We start from the raw sequence: 18,411 nt of genomic DNA, 5'->3' as shown, positions 1-18,411 counted from the left end.
AGGACGTCGTTATGTATCAATCTTTTGAGGCGACAACAAATCCAGCCCATGCTCTAGAACGCATTGCCTCTCTTCGTAAAGAACTAGACCGCCTTGGTCTCGATGGTTTTCTTGTTCCGCGGTGCGATGAACATCAGGGAGAGTATGTCCCTCCCCATGCTCAACGCCTTGGCTGGCTCACCGGCTTTACTGGATCAGCTGGAATTGCACTGATTTTAAAAAACAAAGCCATCATATTTACAGACGGGCGATATAAACTCCAAGTTCGCCAACAAACTGATCCTAATATTTTTGATTATGAAGATCTCATAACTTGCCCTCCCTCACGATGGCTTGAAAAAAATGGGCAAAAACTTTCTATTGGCTTTGATCCATGGCTTCACACCATCGCTGCCACCGATGCTTTGAGAAACGCATTAGAAATAAAAGCAGGTGGAAAACTTGTAGCAATTCACTCCAATCCCATTGATCTGCTTTGGCATGATCAGCCATCATTACCACAAGCTGCCCTATCAATTCACCCTCTCAAATATGCTGGGTGCGATACGGATGAAAAGTTGGCATTGATTTGCAGATATATACAAAAAGCCAATGCAGAGGTTTTTATTTTTACAGACCCCTCCTCCATTGCATGGACATTCAATATACGTGGCAATGATGTTTCCAACACACCTTTTTCCCTTTGTTTTGCTCTCATTCCCATCCAAGAAACACCAGTCTTATTCATTAACAGCAAAAAACTTGGTGTAGAACAAAAACAATATCTGGAACGTTATGCAAAATTATATGAACCAGAACTGCTTATTCCAAAGGTCAAAGAGTATGTTCAAAAAGGGACAGTGTTTGCCTTAGATCCACAGCTAACATGCGAAAAATTACGAACTGTTATTGAAGAAAAAAATAGCTCTTTCATCACACTTACCGATCCTGCCGCTCTACCACGTGCCATTAAAAATGACACAGAACTCAATGGCGCACGCAAAGCGCATCTACGCGATGGTGTTGCCCTAACCCGTTTTTTTTCTTGGTTAGATAAACAAACACCAGGATCAATAAGTGAAATTTCTGCTGCGCAAAAATTAGAAGAATTTCGCATAAATACAGCAAAAGAAATGGGAGAAGAACTTAAAGATCTTTCTTTTGATACAATTTCAGCAGCAGGAGAAAATGGCGCCATTATTCATTATCGTGTAACGACACAAACAAATAAACAACTCAATGCGGGTGAACTTTATCTTGTTGATTCAGGTGGACAATATCGTGATGGAACGACAGATATCACACGTACAGTAGCAATTGGGAATATTGGAGAAGAAGAAAAACGCTGTTTCACGCTTGTCCTCAAAGGTATGATTGCTCTTTCAACGGCTTACTTTCCAAAAGGAACCCGCGGACAAGACATTGATATTCTAGCGCGCATTGCATTGTGGAAGGCTGGTTTTGATTATGCTCATGGCACCGGTCATGGTGTTGGGTCTTATCTTTCTGTTCATGAAGGACCACAAAATATTTCCCGCAAAGGATGCCAAGAACTCATCTCCGGTATGATTCTTTCAAACGAACCAGGATATTATCGCGAAGGTGCTTTTGGTATCCGTCTTGAAAATTTGATAATTGTAAATCCAGCACAAAAAATTGATGGCGGGGATATAGAAATGCTTTCGTTTGAGACGCTTACACTTTGCCCTATTGATCGAAAACTCATCCTCCCAGAGCTTTTGACACAAGAAGAACGGCAATGGCTCAATGATTACCATGCGCGCGTTTATCAGATGAATGCACCTTACTTAAATGAAGAAGATAAAAAATGGGCAAAAGAGGCAACACTACCCCTTTAAATGAGACACCACAAATATCTTCTAACGCTTCTTATAAAAACACCACACCCTTCTCTTTTAAAGAGAGAAGTGCGTATTTACCATCAGCAATCACAAAAAATGCTTCTATAAAATACTTCAAGTTTTTTTGCCGATAGGATAAAAGCTCTTCCCAAACTAAAACAGAACGGAATACACCTGTAACAGATAATGCTTATCAACTATCCTCCACCATCTTCACATGAATTATAGCCTTATTTTGTAATCCTCCGCGTCTCATTTCTAAAATGCCTATTATAACCAGCTTATTACGCCGTTTAAATTCAAAAGTTCTGCATATTTAGTTACAATTTTTACCTTGCTTCACAGTGATAACGTATATCTTTTACTAATAATAACCTTGTATATTCTTAATCATAAGAGTTTAAGTTTAATATTTAAATTCAACGTTTTTTTTAATCACTTAATAAATATCAAAATATATGGCGCTCTATTTTTGCAAAAAAACAAACCCCTATTATCCCCTTTTTGATTCCAGCCCCCCACAATGTAAGAGAGATAACCATACAAACAGCATACGCATCTTCTAGAAAACGCCCTCTAAACATCATGTTCCTCAATCAACTGTAGCCAAGTCTCTTCATCGATAACCTCAACACCTAATTCTTCAGCTTTAGCCAATTTGGAGCCCGCTCCAGGTCCTGCAACAAGAAGATCTGTTTTTTTAGAAAGTGAACCAGATGTTTTGGCCCCTAATCGCTCTGCCAATGCTTTTGCTTCATCGCGTGACATATGCGCCAAAGTTCCTGTAAAAACAATTGTCTTCTCCGCTATTGGGGAAGAAGCTGTCGTGATAGGCTCTTCATCAAGAGGGGTTACTTCTTCAAGTAAAACAGACAAAACCTCACGATTATGCGCTTCTTGATAAAAATCAACAATTGCGCTCCCTACCTGTGGTCCAATTCCTTCGATATTGGTAAGCTCCATCCAAGCTTCATTGCCTTTTTCATTTGCCTTATCACATGGCATAAGTGCTCCCATAGCCGCAGTTTCAAAAGCTGTATAATTTTTATAAGTACGCGCAAGGCGGCGTGCATTCACCTCTCCAACATGACGAATCCCCAATGCAAACAAAAAACGGCTTAAAGAAATTTCGCGACGTGCATTAATGGCATCATACAATTTGCGAACTGAAACAGTACCAAAACCTTCTATATTTTCTAAACGTATCAAAGATTTTTCTTGGCGACGTTCTAAAGTAAAAATATCAGCTGGTGTATGAATACAAAGCGCTTCATCTTGAGCATAGAAAAAAAACTCTACCTGTTTTTTACCCAAACCCTCAATATCAAAAGCATTACGCGCAACAAAATGACGAATACGCTCAATCGCCTGTGCAGGACAAATAAGCCCCCCTGTACAGCGACGCACGGCTTCTCCCACTTCACGAACAGCATGACTCCCACAAGCTGGACACAAATGAGGAAAAATAAAGACAGCAGCATCTTTCGGACGTTTTTCAATAATAACATCAATAACTTGAGGGATCACATCACCAGCACGTTGTACAATCACGCTATCGCCTACACGGATGTCACGTCCTTCACGAATAGGCTCTCCTTTATGACCAATTCCCTTAATATAATCCTCATTATGCAAACTAGCATTGGTCACCACCACTCCACCAACAGTAATAGGCGTAAGACGTGCAACAGGTGTCAAAGCTCCCGTGCGACCAACTTGAATGTCAATATCTTTCAAAAGCGCTATCGCTTTTTCTGCTGGAAATTTATGCGCGATTGCCCAACGCGGCGAACGAGAAACAAACCCCAAGCGCTTTTGGAGCATCAAATCATTAACCTTATAAACAATCCCATCAATATCATAGCTTAAAGAATGACGGCATTCTTCGATATCGTGATAATAAGAAATAATTTCTTCTAACGTCTTAAAGGCTTTTGTTAATGGATTGATAACAAAGCCATATTCTTTTAGCTTTTTCATCATCTCCATTTGACTTTCTGCCAATATTTCACTCACCTCACCACAAGCATAAGCAAAAAATTGAAGCTTTCTGCTAGCGGTTATCCGTGAATCAAGCTGACGGAGTGAACCAGCTGCCGCATTTCGAGGATTGGCAAAGGTTAACTTGCCCTTCTCTTGTTGGCTGATATTAAGTGCTTGGAAATCCTCCCGCCCTATATAAACTTCACCACGCACCTCAATTATATCAGGAAAATCACCCTGCAAAACTTGTGGAATATCAGCAATGGTTCGGGCATTTGCCGTCACATTTTCACCGACAGTTCCATCCCCACGCGTTGCCGCCCCCACAAGCCGCCCCTTTTCATAGCGTAAAGACAAAGATAAACCATCAATTTTTGGCTCCGCTGTTATTTCCAACACCTGTGTTGCTGGAAGCCGTAAAAAACGACGAATGCGCTCAACAAATTCAGTAACATCTTCAGAGCTAAACGCATTATCCAGTGAAAGCATTGGCTGTGCATGAACAGATTTTTCAAACTTTTCAGAAATTGGTGCCCCAATTTTATGTGAAGGAGAATCAACACGAATAAGCTCTGGAAAAAGAGCTTCAATTTCTGCATTACGGCGGCGCAAAGCATCATATTCTGCATCAGAAATTTCAGGCTGATCATCACGATTATAAAGCACATCATGACGTGCAATCTCTTTTGCCAACCACTCTAATTCACTTTCTGCTTCAACAGCTGTGAGATTTTTATCTGCATCTTTGTTCATAAAATCTATTCCAAATTACGAGCACTGCCACAAGGATGATCTCCGCGCCTCCTCATAAAGTGAATCTCAATAAATACAAGCTTTCCAGTATTTTTATCGCTGACTAATTACCTTCATGCTAGAAGCTTTTGAGCCGCTGCACGCGCTTCTTCAGTAATCTGTTCTCCTGCCAACATACGAGCAATTTCTTCTGCACGCTCATGCTCTTCCATTTTATGAATAGCAGTAACAAAGCGTCCTTTATCATGACTCTCAATTTTTGAAATAAGAAAATGACCATGCGCTTTCGATGCAACCTGTGGAGCATGCGTAATAGCGAAAACCTGGACATTTTCTGATAAGCGTTGCAACCGTTGCCCAATAGCAGCTGCAACAGCCCCCCCAACGCCTGTATCAATTTCATCAAAGATCAGCGTCGGAGCTGATCCTCGATCAGATAAAACAACTTTTAATGCCAACAAAAAACGAGACAATTCACCGCCAGAAGCCACACTAAGCATTGGTCCAGCACGTGTTCCAGGATTTGTTCGCACCCAATATTCAATACGATCACATCCCTCTGCACTCCGCTTTTCGATATCACTTTGCATTTCAACAATAAATTCAGCCCTCTCTAATTTCAATGCCGGTAACTCAGTCATCACGCTTTCAGACAAGTGCTTTGCAACCTCTTGACGTTTTATTGACAACGCTTGTGCTAACATATCATAATTTTTTTGTGCTTGTTTTGCTTCATCTTCAAAACGTGTCAATATAGTCTGAGCCTCTTCAAAATCAGCTAATTCAGCATCCATCTTATCGCGTAACTGAACCAATTCATCCGCAGAAACTTGATATTTACGAGCAAAACCCCGAAGAGAAAAAAGACGCTCTTCTATTCGTTCCAATTCATCAGGTTCAAAATCTAATGCTCGTATTGCCGTCTCAATACCTTCTTGCGCTGTTGCAAGTGCATGCAATGCCTCATCAATAGATTTCACCACTGGTGCAATAAGCTCTTGTGCCTCAGGAATTTTCCGCTCCAAACGCCTCACCAAATTAGAAAGCACTGGGATTGGTGATTTTTGACCCGTTAAAAGATCATCCGCTTCTTTAATATCCGTCGCTATTTTTTCTAATTTAAGCATATCGGCACGACGAAGAGAAAGAGTATCCTCTTCACCAACTTTAAAATCAAGCTTTTCAAGCTCTTCTACACACGCACGAAGATAATCAACCTCACGTACAGCACTCTCTACTTTAAGACGCTGCCGTTGCAAACGCTCCTCAAATTCACGCCATGTGTAATAACACTGACGCAAATTTTCCACTTCATCCTCAAGATCACCAAAGGCATCTAACAATTGGCGATGTGTAGCAACATCAACAAGCGCACGATCATCATGTTGTCCATGAATTTCAACCAGCAAACGGCCAACACTCCGCATCAATGCAACACTAGACACCTGATCATTAATAAAAACACGGCTGCGTCCATCACTTGATTGCACACGTCGTAAAATAATATCACCCTCATCATCAAGACCATTCTCACGAATAAGTTGACGTGCAGGATGTGAAACAGGCACATCAAAAACAGCTGTGACCTGCCCGCGCTCAGCACCATGACGCACAAGCGAAGCATCACCCCGCCCCCCTAGAGCAAGTGATAAAGCATCAAGGAGAATGGACTTCCCCGCACCTGTTTCTCCAGTTAAAACCGTCAACCCCGCCGTAAAATGAATATCGAGCGTTTCGATCAAAACAATATTATGAATCGAAAGCTGTACCAGCATAGAGAATCAACGTACCCTCTTCTTATCACCACCTAAAGCATTTGATATCCAAGAAGATTTATGCTCGCGTGGCGACATTTTATTCTTCTGCAAGAGATTATAAGAAAACTTATACCACTCACTTTTGGGATAGTTACGTCCTAAAATAGCTGCTGCCGTCTGTGCTTCCGCAGTTAAGCCGAGAGCAAGATTAACCTCAGTCAAGCGGAAAAGCGCTTCTTCAATTTGATTTGTATCGGAATACTCTTCAACCACGGTACGAAACCGTCTACTTGCCGCAAGGTAGCGCCGCCCCTCTTCATAATAACGACCAATCTGCATTTCTTTGCCAGCCAGCTGTTCGCGCCCAAAACGTATTTTATCCTTAGCATCCTTGACATATTCAGAATTAGGATAACGCTCTATAAGGAGCTGCATAGCAGCAATAGCGCGTTTCGTATCACGTTGATCACGCGTAACATCAGGAATTCGACGGAAAGAAGAAAGACCAATAATATAGTACGCATAAGCCGAGTCAGTCGACCCTGGATAAAGAGTAATATAGCGTTGAGCCATACTAATTGAATCATCATACTTTCCGAGTCGATAATTAGTAAAAGCCCCCATGACTAAAGATTTACGCCCCCAGTCTGTATAAGCATACTGCTTTTCAATCTTCAAAAACTTCTTTGATGCATCCCCAAGCTTCCCACTCTCAAGGCTAGCAAGCGCCTGATTATATAAAACATCTGGTGGCTCTATTTTCAAAACATAAGCAGATGGATCAAGGGTATTTTTCTCTTTAAAGAGGCATCCCGCCAACATACAGGTGCTTCCCAAAAGCACCACCCCCAATATCTTGCGTACAATGTTAGATTTTCTATATGTCATATTTCCAATGCACACATGAGATTTTTTCATAGTTTTTCCGGCCTCCACAGAATATCACCTTGTAGCAAAAACAAGTTATAAAAGGTCTTATACCATATCACTTCAAAATCCACATAACCAATTTAGCAGTTTAGGTCAATCATCCCCTTAAAAATCAAATAAACGATAAAAAAATCTTGTCAATTTTTTTACTCTTTCTCTAAAAAGCTTTTTTCGTAATGTGATTCGTCTGCCAAAACAGCCTTCACCAATTGCGCATTAATTCTATGTCCACTACAATAAGAACGAAATAATCCAATAAAAGGCGCCCCAAGCAAAGCAGTATCACCAATCGCATCAAGCATCTTGTGCCGAACACATTCATTTTCCCAATAAGGACCACCGGGATTTAAAATTTTATCATTAAGGTCGATAACAAGAGAATTTTCCAAAGAAGCGCCTCTCGCCTTTCCAGAAAGCCTTAATTTTTCCACGTCTTTGATAAAACCAAAAGTGCGCGCACGTGACAAATCATCTCTAAATCCTCGTGTGGTAAGATCAAAACTGAAATGTTGCTTACCAATAGCAGAAGAAGGAAAAGAGATCGTTATATCAAAACGACGTCCATCGAATGGCAAAAGCTCTGCAACACCATGAGCTCCTTCAACCCGCAACGGTTTTTTTATAATGAAATAAGAACGCAACGCATTTTGCTGTACAATGCCAACGTCTTCAAAAGCTTGGCAATATAGCCACGCTGAACCATCCAAAATAGGAATCTCATTATGTGACACTTCAATAATAAGATTATCCAAATTATAAGCAGTAATTGCTGCCATCAAATGTTCAATTGTTTCAACCCTTACATCTCCATCTCCAAGTACCGTTGATAATTCAGTTTCTCCTGTTTGGGATGCATGGGCTTGAAATATTTTCTCTGTTCCGTCTAATCCACAACGCTTAAAAATAATACCACACCCAACATCCGCTGGACAAACCTTTACCACTGACAAACAGCCACTGTGAACGCCAATCCCCTTAAATGTTACTGCTTTTTTAAGAGTAGACTGATATTTTGGCACCAAATTCATCATATTATTTTACTAAATTGCTTTTACATCTTTTAACAAAACTTATAAAACTATAAAAAATATTCATAGTAAATAGTAAAAAAAAACCGCTTATAATTAAGCGGTTTTTTTAAAAACAAAGTATTTTATCCAAAAAACAGCAATATATTTTACTGTATAATTTTTGACTGATCATCAAAGAGGTAATAAATTTTCTTACTTTGCCTCATTTTTCATCAATTAATTTGCTTGACGACGTAAAAATGCTGGTATTTCCAACTGATCTTCTTCACTTATAAAAGTACGCTGATCTTGTGGTACCTGAGGGTGCAGCTCACCAGAACGACGTGGAACATAAACAGAAGCATCTTGAGAAAGCGCCTGAGAATTTTTATTGTAAACATGAGACTCTTGCTGCTGAGACGATCTAACAGCAGGCTCCAGCCTTGCTTCTGGCTCTGCTTCTTCACGATGCGTCAAGCTCTGTTTCAAACGCTGCCAAAGATTACGAGGACCTTGATCAGTCACAGATGTTCTTTGACTTTGTCCATGAGCAACAGGAGGAAAATCCTTTAACTCAGGCATACGCATTGGAGCGCGCGCTTGCATTTGTTGCATTTGTTGCATTTGTTTTGGTTGCACTAGCTTTTCTTTTTGCTTCACAACCCCTGTCATCTCATCAAGAACATGCGCTGTTGCCTCCATACTCACGGGAGCTGTCATAGCCGGTTGAGCACCACGACTTACTTGCATACGAGGCACATTTGATCTCTGTTCCTGAACAGCATTTGAACCATACGCAACAGCATTCGTCGCACTTCGTGTCGTCATTGCTTCTGTAGGCTGTGCAAAAATTTGACTTTTGGGACGGAACTGTTCTCCGGTTGATTTACCCTTCTCTATTTCAAGTGATTCGATCACTTCTACCATTGACTCAGAACGCAGTGGCGATGACTGAACATGAAAAGAACTGTGTGACATTCCAGGATCGCTCTTGCGCATTGAAGAAGCAGGCCTTTGAATCTGAGGATGAGAGGACTGCACCACATCACTAACTTCACGATCAATACCGGTGGCAACCACAGAAACACGAATAACACCTTCCAATGACTCATCATCAATAGCGCCAAAGATCACATTCGCATCAGCATCCACTTCTTCACGAATACGATTAGCAGCTTCATCAACCTCAAAAAGAGTCATATCACGACCACCCGTAATAGAAATCAGTAAACCACGCGCCCCACGCATAGAGGTATCATCCAACAATGGGTTTGCAATAGCAGCTTCAGCCGCAGCCAAAGCACGTCCATCACCAGATGCCTCACCCGTTCCCATCATGGCTCGACCCATTTCATGCATAACAGAGCGAACATCAGCAAAATCAAGGTTAATCAAACCCTCTTTAATCATCAAATCCGTAATGGAAGCAACACCAGAATAAAGCACTTGGTCAGCCATAGCAAAAGCATCAGCAAACGTTGTCTTATCATTTGCAATACGGAAAAGATTTTGATTGGGAATAACAATCAATGTATCGACAGACTTTTGTAATTCTTCAATACCAGCCTCTGCCGTTTTCATACGACGTGCGCCTTCAAACTGAAACGGCTTTGTCACAACACCAACAGTCAAAATACCTTTTTCACGCGCTGCGCGAGCAACAACGGGAGCAGCCCCTGTTCCAGTTCCTCCCCCCATACCAGCAGTAATGAAAACCATATGAGAGTCTGCAAGATGATCAATAATTTCATCAATACATTCCTCTGCCGCCGCTTGTCCAACTTCCGGTAAAGCACCAGCACCCAAACCTTCTGTCACAGCTGCCCCAAGTTGGATAACACGTTCAGCTTTTGACATAGCCAAAGCCTGTGCATCCGTATTTGCAACAACAAAGTCAACTCCCTGAAGACCAGCATTTATCATATTATTCACGGCATTCCCGCCACCACCTCCAACACCAAAAACGGTAATGCGTGGCTTCAATTCCGCGATATCTGGCCGATGCAGATTAATCGTCATTTTCTTTTCCTTCTCATAAGACACCGCAAGCCAAAGCGATGAAATTTATCCAACTAGACTTAACTAAAAACTCTCACGCAACCACTGACCGACACGCTGAAAATACCCACGCGTGCCCATCGATAAATGATTTCCTGCCGCCTGCATTGTTTTTTCTTCAAAACCCACCAATTGCGGATAAATTAACAACCCAACAGCAGATGTAAACGCCGCCCCTTTTGCAAGAGAAGGAAGCCTCGAAATACCTAAAGGCCGCCCGATACGAACATTTCTTCCCAATATAGTACGTGCCATTTCTGGCAATCCTGTTAACTGGCTTGCTCCCCCAGTCAAAATAACACGTTTACCAATGATGTGACCAAAACCAGAACGATTTAAACAATCACGGACCATTTCTAAAATTTCTTCAACACGCGCACGAATGATACGCCCAAGAACCGCGCGAGGATATTGAGTTTCACGCTGTTCACTCCCAATTTCTGCTACATTAATCATTTGCCGCTCATCGGCACTTGTTAAAAGTGCTGAACCATAAACAACTTTTAACCGTTCCGCCTCTGTTAGAGACATAGAAAATCCGCGCGCAACATCAAGAGTGACATGATGCCCCCCAACAGCAAGAGCATCCGCATGAATAAATTTTCCTTCAAAAAACACTGAAAATGTTGTTGTTCCACCACCAAAATCAATACATGCAGCCCCTAAATGCGCCTCATCATTCATCAAGACAGCAAGACCACTTGCAAAGGGAGTAGCAACCATTGCTTCAACACTCAAATGTGCACGATTAATACAAGTTTCTAAATTACGCAAAGACGCTGTTTCAGCTGTTACCACATGCACGTCAACCCCAAATGTTTCCCCTGCCATGCCAATAGGATCAGAAATTCCTTTATCTCCATCCAATACATAAGAAACTGGAACTGAGTGCATAACATGACGTTCAGCATCAAAAGCTTTACGTGAAACATCTGAAAAGGCCATACGCATATCACGCTTGGTGACTTCACGACCATTCAAATGGACTTTTCCATTAATCAAAGCACTTTGTAATCGACTTGAGGAAAAATTCACAATCACTGAATCCACCACCAAACCAGCCATTTTTTCTGCCGCATCAACAGCCAATCTTATTGATTGTTCTGCTGCAAACATATCCATGACAACACCGGATTTAATACCGCGTGAACGCTGCACTCCAAAGCCTAGAATTTCCGTAGAATGTGTACGACCATGTAAATAGTGCGCATGCTTCAAAGGACGCAAACAAGCAATAAAACAAACAATCTTACTTGAACCGACATCAAGAACCGTTAAAAAACGTGTCTTACGCCCTCCCAGATGATGTGATCTAAGCAACATCATGGGTTCCCTGCCTTTCGTGCCTTTAAAATACGTTCTTCTTCTTCTACAGTAGCGTGATAACGCTCCAACGTTTCATCTGATAAAGAAACAGTAATTCGATCAGCAAGACGTAAATCAACACTGAGAATATCGCGAGATAAAAGATCTTGCATTGTACCGGACGAAACAAGAGAAGAAAGCCTTTCAAGGGCACCATTTTCAGGCAACATAACGCGCATTCCATTATCCAAAACAAGATCCCAACGTCGATCACCTACCCGCACAAAAGCACGAATACGATCATATACTTCCGGATAGACTGACAGCGCTTGAATAAACACTTTAGCAGCATTTTGTGCACCCTGCCCAACCACAAGAGGTAAATTCCGAACAATTTCTCCTTTAAAGGGCACAATGACACGACCTGTATTATCAACAATATCCACTATGCTATCATGTTGCCAAATAGCATAGGGTTCACGCTCCACAATGGAAATGCGCATTCTATTGGGATAAATTTTCTGAACATTAGCCGATTGCACCCAAGCCTGTTTTTCCAAAAGAGAACGTGCTCTTTCAACATCAAAAGTGAATATAGAAGGCGCAACGTCAAGTTTTAAAATTTTAAAAATATCCTGCTTTGTCAAGCGCTTATTACCGCTTATATCGACATGAGTGACCACAAAACTACTATCCAATATGATCGTGTTTACGATCACAGCCATCTGACCACTTGATGAAAGTCCATAAAAAGCCGTAACAAAGAAAAACCATACAACAGCAAAAGAGCCGAAATGGCGTGGAATATGAATATTGACAAAAACAAACTCAAACATAAACCGGAGAAAACGACGATAAAGACGTGGCAAAGCCGGCACTGAAAGCACCTCCATCGGAACATTTGTTTTATTAACATTCAACGCATACATGATGCGTCCTCCACCATCCATTGAACAATATCGCCGTAAGTACGGCCGCTCGCTTTTGCAATATCAGGAAGAAGAGACGTCGATGTCATACCGGGTTGCGTATTAATTTCAAGCCAAACCAATTCTCCCGTTTTCTCATCAAAACGAAAATCAGAACGGCTAACACCTCGACACCCTATCGCCTGATGGGCTGCTAAAGACATTCTTTGCACACTTTGGTAAATATTTAGTGAAAGCTGAGCAGGACAAATGTGAAGAGAACCACCCGTTTTATATTTCGAGTCATAATCGTAGAATGGAAAGTGTTTATCGGGAAGAATTTCACACACATCCAGCACTTCATTCCCCAAAACAGCACAAGTCAATTCACGACCAGGAATATATTTTTCAATCATCACCTCATCAGCATACCCCCACTCAGCTCCCCCAATACTATGCGGCGGTGCTGCTGCATTTTCCTGGACAATAACAACACCAAAACTTGATCCTTCACACACAGGTTTAATTACATAAGGAGGCTCCATGGGATGCGTTTGTCCCAAAGCAAAGCGGCTCATGATACGAGAAGGAGCAACACAAACCCCAACATTTTCAACGATAATTTTTGCACGTCCCTTATCCATTGCCAAAGCGGATGCCATCACACCAGAATGGGTATAAGGAATTTTTAAATATTCAAGAATCCCCTGGATCCGGCCATCTTCACCAAATGGACCATGCAATGCATTGAAGGCAATATCGGGCTGCAACTGTTCAAGAACAGAAGCAATATGAGCGTCAACATCCACGCGGCTCACGCGATACCCCTGCAGCTCTAGAACATCAGCACAAGCCGCCCCTGAAGATAAACTTACAGACCGTTCAGAAGAAAAACCTCCCATTAACACAGCTATATGTTTATCTCTCATAATAAATCACCCTCTTTCGCATACTATATGTAGTCTATATAAAATACATCAGCACCACATACAGAAAAAAACAAGGTTTATCCTTGCGAATCAATAACCTAGCATTTTGCATAATGAATCAGACTCAAAAGCCTGATGCAAGAGATTCTTTGTTAATTTATTGATTCTTAATAGAAATTTTTTATTATCTCTTTGAAATGACTCAATTTTTTATTTACACTTTTTTAGTGAACAATAAATCAATGAAATGGATCAAAAGGAGAAACACTTCGACCACGCTCAAATTGACCGATACGCTCTATTTCCCACTGTAAAAGGTGGGCTGAATTTGCAAAAACACGCGCACGCACTGTTTCTCCCAATGCTTCAAGATCATATCCTGTTGCTTGCCCTGTATTAATCATAAAGTTACAGTGCATTTCACTCATTTGAGCGCCACCAATCCGTAAACCACGACACCCTGCTTCATCAATCACGCGCCACGCAGATCCATTCTCAGGATTTTTGAAAGTTGATCCTCCTGTCTTTTCACGAATGGGTTGTACTGTTTCTCTGTGGAGGGAAACTTCATCCATAGCAGCACGAATATCATCTTTATTACCAAGTTTTCCTTCCAATAAAGCAGCTGTAAAAATAAAATCTTTAGGAATATCACAATGGCGATAGGAATAATGCATATCTTTCAAACTCAAGATATGACGTTGCCCTTTACGATCCAGCGCATAGACCTCAACAACACGCGCTGCGGTTTCAATACCATTCGCACCCGCGTTCATTTTGAGAGCTCCTCCAAGAGCACCAGGAATACCATGATAAAAATGAAAACCTGCAATTTCTGCCTTTAAAGCGGCAGCAGCTAAATGTTTATCCGCCGTACCAGCACCAACTAAAAAGCCTTTTGGAGAAACTTGCTGCACGTGCCCAAAATTTTTTGGCGAAAGACGAATCACAACACCAGGAACGCCCCCATCACGCACCAGAAGATTAGAACCGATACCGACAATTGTTACAGGAACAAATTCAGGCAAATTTTGAAGAAAGAGAGCCAAATCTTGTTCATCAACAGGCTGATAAAAAAGCTCTGCCAACCCGCCCGTGCGAAACCACGTTACCTTACGCATTTCAACATTAGGTGTAAGTTTGCCTCTCACGCCACCCAACAGCGGTTGCAATTGCGCCAATAGCGCCTCACCATCAATGTGCTGAAAATTTACCATGACCATCCAATACCGCTAATTGATGAGGCAACGCACAAGCCCATTGTGTGATATTGCCAGCACCAAGAAAAACAACATAATCCTCTGCCTGAGCAAATTTTGAGACAAGAGACACGACATCTTCCAGACTATGTATCAAGCGCACATCACGATGACCCGCCATTTTAATATGCTCTACCAATTCTTGAGCACCAAATCCTACAATAGGCTCTTCACCAGCCGCATAAACGGGCGTAATCAACACTGTATCTGCATCATTAAAACAAGCAGAAAAATCATCAAATAAATGATACAAACGTGAATACCGATGGGGTTGTGCAATCGCAATAACACGCCCTTTTGCACTCTCACGTGCTGCACGCAAAACAGCCTTTATTTCAACAGGATGATGTCCATAATCATCAAATATTTCAATACCTCGCCAACTTCCTGTTCGCGTAAAACGCCGTTTTACTCCGCCAAATTCTGCTAAGCCCCTTTTTATAGCTTCATTTGAAATGCCTAGTTCATGCGCAATAGCAATCGCCGCCGTTGCATTAGCAACATTATGCTGTCCTGCCATGGGCAAAAGCAAATTTTTCAACTCAATTTTTCTTCCTGTTTTGCGTGAGCGAACAAGAACATCAAAATGCGTTTTTTGACCATCCATCGAAAGATTAAGAAAACGAACATCCGCTTGTGGATTTGCACCATAAGTAATCACCCAACGATCATCAATACGGCCTGCCAATGACTGAACCTCTGGATGATCAAGGCACAAAACAGCAAAACCATAAAAAGGAACATTTTCTACGAATTGCCGAAAAGCCTCACGCACAGCATCAAAACTTCCATAATGATCTAAATGCTCAGCGTCAATATTAGTAATAACAGCAATATCAGCAGGCAGCTTTAAAAATGTACCATCACTTTCATCAGCTTCAACAATCATCCAATCGCCATCTCCTGTACGAGAATTCGTACCATAAGCATTAATAATACCGCCATTAATCACCACTGGATCAAAATGACCAGCATCAAGAAGAGCTGCGACCATTGATGTGGTCGTTGTTTTACCATGTGTACCACCCACCGCAATTGCACGCCGAAACCGCATCAGCTCCGCTAGCATTTCTGCACGTCTGACAAGCGGTAAATGTCTTTCCTTTGCAGCAATATACTCAGGATTTGTTTTTTTAACGGCAGTAGAAAAAACAACAACCTCTGCATTCCCTAAATTTTCAGCACAATGACCTATATGAACGTTAATTCCTTTTCTCCGCAAACGTTCAACATTTGCACTCTCAACTTGATCTGACCCTTGAACTTTATAGCCAAGATTATAAAAAACCTCCGCAATTCCACTCATACCGATCCCCCCAATTCCGATAAAATGGATAACACCTATATCAAGTGGCATTTTCATTAAAAAGCTCCTCTTTTATATCTGACAACAATCGCCCTGCAATTAAGGATTCAGCCATATCAGCAAGGCAACTGGTTGCATGAGGTTGCCCAACTTTTTTTGCAGCAAGCGCTTGTTTTTCTAATAAATGGGGCGCACAACAAGCGTGCATTAAAAGAGAAGAAAGCTTTTGTGCATTTAAATCTTTTTCTGATACAATTTGCGCACCACCTACACGAGCAAGCAGAGCTGCATTGGCAGCCTGATCATGATCTAAAGCATGGGGATAGGGAACAAGCAAAGCAGGTCTACCAATCACCGCTATCTCACAAACAGATGAAGCCCCAGCGCGCGACAAAATAAAATGGGCATGTGCCATACGTTCAGCCATATCATCAAAAAAAGGAGCTACCTCTGCTTGTACACCCATATCACGATAGATTTTGATCAACCCTTCTGCTTCACCTCGAACTTGCTGCACAATTCGTAAACGTTTACGGTTTTTATCATCGAATAAAGCAATAGCTTCTGGAACAATATGTGAAAAAGCAGAAGCCCCTTGGCTACCTCCAAAAATCAAAAAATGAAATGGCTCTTCACCAGTTGAGGGATGATAAGGAATTTTGCCCGCCTTCAACACAGCCTCACGGACAGGATTCCCCGTCAAAAGTATTTTATGAGCATAAGCGCCATTTGGCGACAACAAACCACCAGCGATTGCACGCACAAAAATTGCTAACATCCGATTGGCACGCCCCATAACAGCATTTTGTTCATGAATAAATGTTACACGCCTCGTTAAGGCCGCAATAAAAAGAGGAGGAAAGCTCGGATACCCCCCAAATCCTCCAACAAGAACAGGACGTAATTTATAAAACAACGCCAACGATTGCCCCATACCCCTTAGCAAAGACCAAAACGTCTTTATCAGAGCAAAAGGATGGCGTCGTGTAAATGTTGCTGATGAAACGATATGAATATGCTCTTCATCAAAGCACCGAACAAAAGGTCGTGCTCTTTCATCTGTTATTAAATGAACATCATATCCACGCTGCCTTAATTCAACAGAAAGGGCTTCAGCAGGAAAAAGATGTCCACCTGTACCACCAGCCACCAAAACAATAACTTTTTTATCATTCATAAGGGGTATCCAAGACAGAAGAGGAAGAAAAAGCTGAAAGGCGTGCTTCTGGCCAACGACGTGTTAAACTGAGCAAAATGCCCATTGAAAACGCAATCGCCACCATCGAAGAACCACCATAAGAAATAAAAGGCAATGTCATGCCTTTTGGAGGAATTAAGTGAAGATTAACGGCCATATTAATCGCTGATTGAAAGCCAATCATCATTGCTATGCCAGTAATACCAAGACGTATAAAGGAATCACGTGTATTCATGGCTATATACAATGAACGCATAACGATAAAGCCAAAAAGCATCATAATTAATAAACAAAGAATAATACCATATTCTTCAGCAGCAACGGAAAATACAAAATCTGTATGGCTATCAGGAATGATACGTTTTACTGTTCCCTCCCCAGGGCCTTGCCCAAACCAACCACCATTCAAAATAGCCTCACGTCCTACATCCACTTGAAACGTATCCCCTTCACCTGTCAAAAAACCATTGATACGCTCGCGCACATGATGCAGAAAAAGATAAGCTAAAATAATTCCTACAACGCCTAAAATGAGAAAGAGAAAAATAATGGTAAGAGGTACACCAGCAATAAAAAATAGCCCCCCCCATGTTGCACTTATTAAAACTGTTTGTCCAATATCAGGCTGCAAAACCAGAAGCACACAACAAATGGCATAAAGTAGAATCGCTAACGTATAACCCAGAATTCCCCTCCTGCGTATCTGTTCTGAAAAAAGCCAAGCGGACATAACCACAAAAGCTGGCTTCATAAACTCTGAAGCCTGTACAGAAAAACCAAATAGTAGAATCCACCTCCGTGCTCCCTTTAATTCTGGACCCCAAAATAAGGTTGCAACCATAAGAGCAAGCGTTACAATGAGCAAAAGAGCACATAAACGACGAATATTAGAAAGCGAAAAAAAGGAAATGGTAACCATCGTAAAAAATGCTGAAATGCTAAAAATGATATGCCACCGAACAAAATAAAAACTATCAGCAATTCCGATTTTTTTTGCAATAATAGGGCTGGCAGCAAAAGACAGCATAATGCCAATTCCCATTAAAATTAAACAAGCTGCAAAGATAGAGCGATCAATCGTCCACCACCAATTAGCAATTGGATCTCTATCTGCACGCGTAACCATGGTATCCACCTTATCCATTTTATAAATTATCTCAAAGTGATATGGTTC

At 41.5% G+C, this 18,411-nt stretch carries 13 protein-coding genes; 1 reads left to right on the top strand and 12 read right to left on the bottom strand.

Annotated elements, in window-relative coordinates; genetic code table 11:
- Window positions 1-11 precede the first annotated feature (11 nt).
- Entirely contained in the window at window positions 12-1,838 is a 1,827-nt protein-coding gene (locus ACFIJ8_RS06505) for an aminopeptidase P family protein (protein ID WP_273788062.1), read from the top strand.
- Window positions 1,839-2,417: 579 nt separating this feature from the next.
- Here ACFIJ8_RS06505 and ligA read toward each other — a convergent pair.
- The 12 genes from ligA to ACFIJ8_RS06445 all read right to left on the bottom strand — a co-directional run bounded on the left by ligA (window position 2,418) and on the right by ACFIJ8_RS06445 (window position 18,363).
- Entirely contained in the window at window positions 2,418-4,577 is a 2,160-nt protein-coding gene (gene ligA, locus ACFIJ8_RS06500) for an NAD-dependent DNA ligase LigA (protein WP_375639230.1), read from the bottom strand.
- Window positions 4,578-4,690: 113 nt separating this feature from the next.
- Window positions 4,691-6,352: a DNA repair protein RecN gene (gene recN / locus ACFIJ8_RS06495; protein WP_375639229.1), complete on the bottom strand. Its 1,662-nt coding sequence runs from the start codon at window positions 6,350-6,352 to the stop codon at window positions 4,691-4,693.
- 6 nt (window positions 6,353-6,358) lie between these two features.
- Window positions 6,359-7,252 (bottom strand): outer membrane protein assembly factor BamD, encoded by an 894-nt coding sequence (locus ACFIJ8_RS06490; protein WP_273788059.1) that lies wholly within the window; start codon window positions 7,250-7,252, stop codon window positions 6,359-6,361.
- Between the two features lie 158 nt (window positions 7,253-7,410).
- Window positions 7,411-8,295, bottom strand: coding sequence for a UDP-3-O-acyl-N-acetylglucosamine deacetylase (gene lpxC / locus ACFIJ8_RS06485; RefSeq protein WP_273788058.1), 885 nt, complete (start codon window positions 8,293-8,295; stop codon window positions 7,411-7,413).
- A 216-nt stretch (window positions 8,296-8,511) separates the two neighbouring features.
- Window positions 8,512-10,293: a cell division protein FtsZ gene (ftsZ, locus tag ACFIJ8_RS06480; protein WP_375639228.1), complete on the bottom strand. Its 1,782-nt coding sequence runs from the start codon at window positions 10,291-10,293 to the stop codon at window positions 8,512-8,514.
- Between the two features lie 63 nt (window positions 10,294-10,356).
- A complete protein-coding gene (gene ftsA / locus ACFIJ8_RS06475; protein WP_375628985.1) occupies window positions 10,357-11,658 on the bottom strand; it encodes a cell division protein FtsA in 1,302 nt (433 codons plus the stop codon).
- Entirely contained in the window at window positions 11,655-12,566 is a 912-nt protein-coding gene (locus tag ACFIJ8_RS06470) for a cell division protein FtsQ/DivIB (RefSeq protein ID WP_273788055.1), read from the bottom strand. Before ACFIJ8_RS06470 ends, ftsA begins: the two co-directional genes overlap by 4 nt.
- A complete protein-coding gene (locus ACFIJ8_RS06465; RefSeq protein ID WP_273788054.1) occupies window positions 12,554-13,474 on the bottom strand; it encodes a D-alanine--D-alanine ligase in 921 nt (306 codons plus the stop codon). Before ACFIJ8_RS06465 ends, ACFIJ8_RS06470 begins: the two co-directional genes overlap by 13 nt.
- Before the next feature lie 239 nt (window positions 13,475-13,713).
- Window positions 13,714-14,691, bottom strand: coding sequence for a UDP-N-acetylmuramate dehydrogenase (murB, locus tag ACFIJ8_RS06460; protein ID WP_375639250.1), 978 nt, complete (start codon window positions 14,689-14,691; stop codon window positions 13,714-13,716).
- Window positions 14,669-16,096, bottom strand: coding sequence for a UDP-N-acetylmuramate--L-alanine ligase (gene murC / locus ACFIJ8_RS06455; RefSeq protein ID WP_273788052.1), 1,428 nt, complete (start codon window positions 16,094-16,096; stop codon window positions 14,669-14,671). Before murC ends, murB begins: the two co-directional genes overlap by 23 nt.
- Window positions 16,080-17,216: a UDP-N-acetylglucosamine--N-acetylmuramyl-(pentapeptide) pyrophosphoryl-undecaprenol N-acetylglucosamine transferase gene (locus ACFIJ8_RS06450; protein ID WP_375628988.1), complete on the bottom strand. Its 1,137-nt coding sequence runs from the start codon at window positions 17,214-17,216 to the stop codon at window positions 16,080-16,082. Before ACFIJ8_RS06450 ends, murC begins: the two co-directional genes overlap by 17 nt.
- Window positions 17,209-18,363, bottom strand: a complete 1,155-nt coding sequence (locus ACFIJ8_RS06445) for an FtsW/RodA/SpoVE family cell cycle protein (protein WP_015856642.1) — start codon at window positions 18,361-18,363, stop codon at window positions 17,209-17,211. The genes ACFIJ8_RS06450 and ACFIJ8_RS06445 overlap by 8 nt, the downstream gene beginning before the upstream one ends.
- Between the last annotated feature and the right edge of the window lie 48 nt (window positions 18,364-18,411).

The sequence above is a fragment of the Bartonella sp. MF74HXZ genome, from assembly GCF_042194445.1.
Classification (GTDB): domain Bacteria; phylum Pseudomonadota; class Alphaproteobacteria; order Rhizobiales; family Rhizobiaceae; genus Bartonella; species Bartonella grahamii.
Note: the sequence above shows the minus strand (reverse complement) of the source record. Positions and strands in the feature narration are given on the sequence as shown.

What these genes read in the sequence shown, in the direction of transcription:
- ACFIJ8_RS06505 (WP_273788062.1), top strand. Translation starts at nt 12, where the DNA reads ATGTATCAATCTTTTGAGGCGACAACAAATCCAGCCCATGCTCTAGAA.
- murC (WP_273788052.1), bottom strand. Translation starts at nt 16,096, where the DNA reads ATGAAAATGCCACTTGATATAGGTGTTATCCATTTTATCGGAATTGGG.
- ACFIJ8_RS06490 (WP_273788059.1), bottom strand. Translation starts at nt 7,252, where the DNA reads ATGAAAAAATCTCATGTGTGCATTGGAAATATGACATATAGAAAATCT.
- ftsA (WP_375628985.1), bottom strand. Translation starts at nt 11,658, where the DNA reads ATGATGTTGCTTAGATCACATCATCTGGGAGGGCGTAAGACACGTTTT.
- lpxC (WP_273788058.1), bottom strand. Translation starts at nt 8,295, where the DNA reads ATGATGAATTTGGTGCCAAAATATCAGTCTACTCTTAAAAAAGCAGTA.
- ACFIJ8_RS06465 (WP_273788054.1), bottom strand. Translation starts at nt 13,474, where the DNA reads ATGAGAGATAAACATATAGCTGTGTTAATGGGAGGTTTTTCTTCTGAA.
- ligA (WP_375639230.1), bottom strand. Translation starts at nt 4,577, where the DNA reads ATGAACAAAGATGCAGATAAAAATCTCACAGCTGTTGAAGCAGAAAGT.
- ACFIJ8_RS06445 (WP_015856642.1), bottom strand. Translation starts at nt 18,363, where the DNA reads ATGGTTACGCGTGCAGATAGAGATCCAATTGCTAATTGGTGGTGGACG.
- ftsZ (WP_375639228.1), bottom strand. Translation starts at nt 10,293, where the DNA reads ATGACGATTAATCTGCATCGGCCAGATATCGCGGAATTGAAGCCACGC.
- ACFIJ8_RS06450 (WP_375628988.1), bottom strand. Translation starts at nt 17,216, where the DNA reads ATGAATGATAAAAAAGTTATTGTTTTGGTGGCTGGTGGTACAGGTGGA.
- recN (WP_375639229.1), bottom strand. Translation starts at nt 6,352, where the DNA reads ATGCTGGTACAGCTTTCGATTCATAATATTGTTTTGATCGAAACGCTC.
- murB (WP_375639250.1), bottom strand. Translation starts at nt 14,691, where the DNA reads ATGGTAAATTTTCAGCACATTGATGGTGAGGCGCTATTGGCGCAATTG.
- ACFIJ8_RS06470 (WP_273788055.1), bottom strand. Translation starts at nt 12,566, where the DNA reads ATGTATGCGTTGAATGTTAATAAAACAAATGTTCCGATGGAGGTGCTT.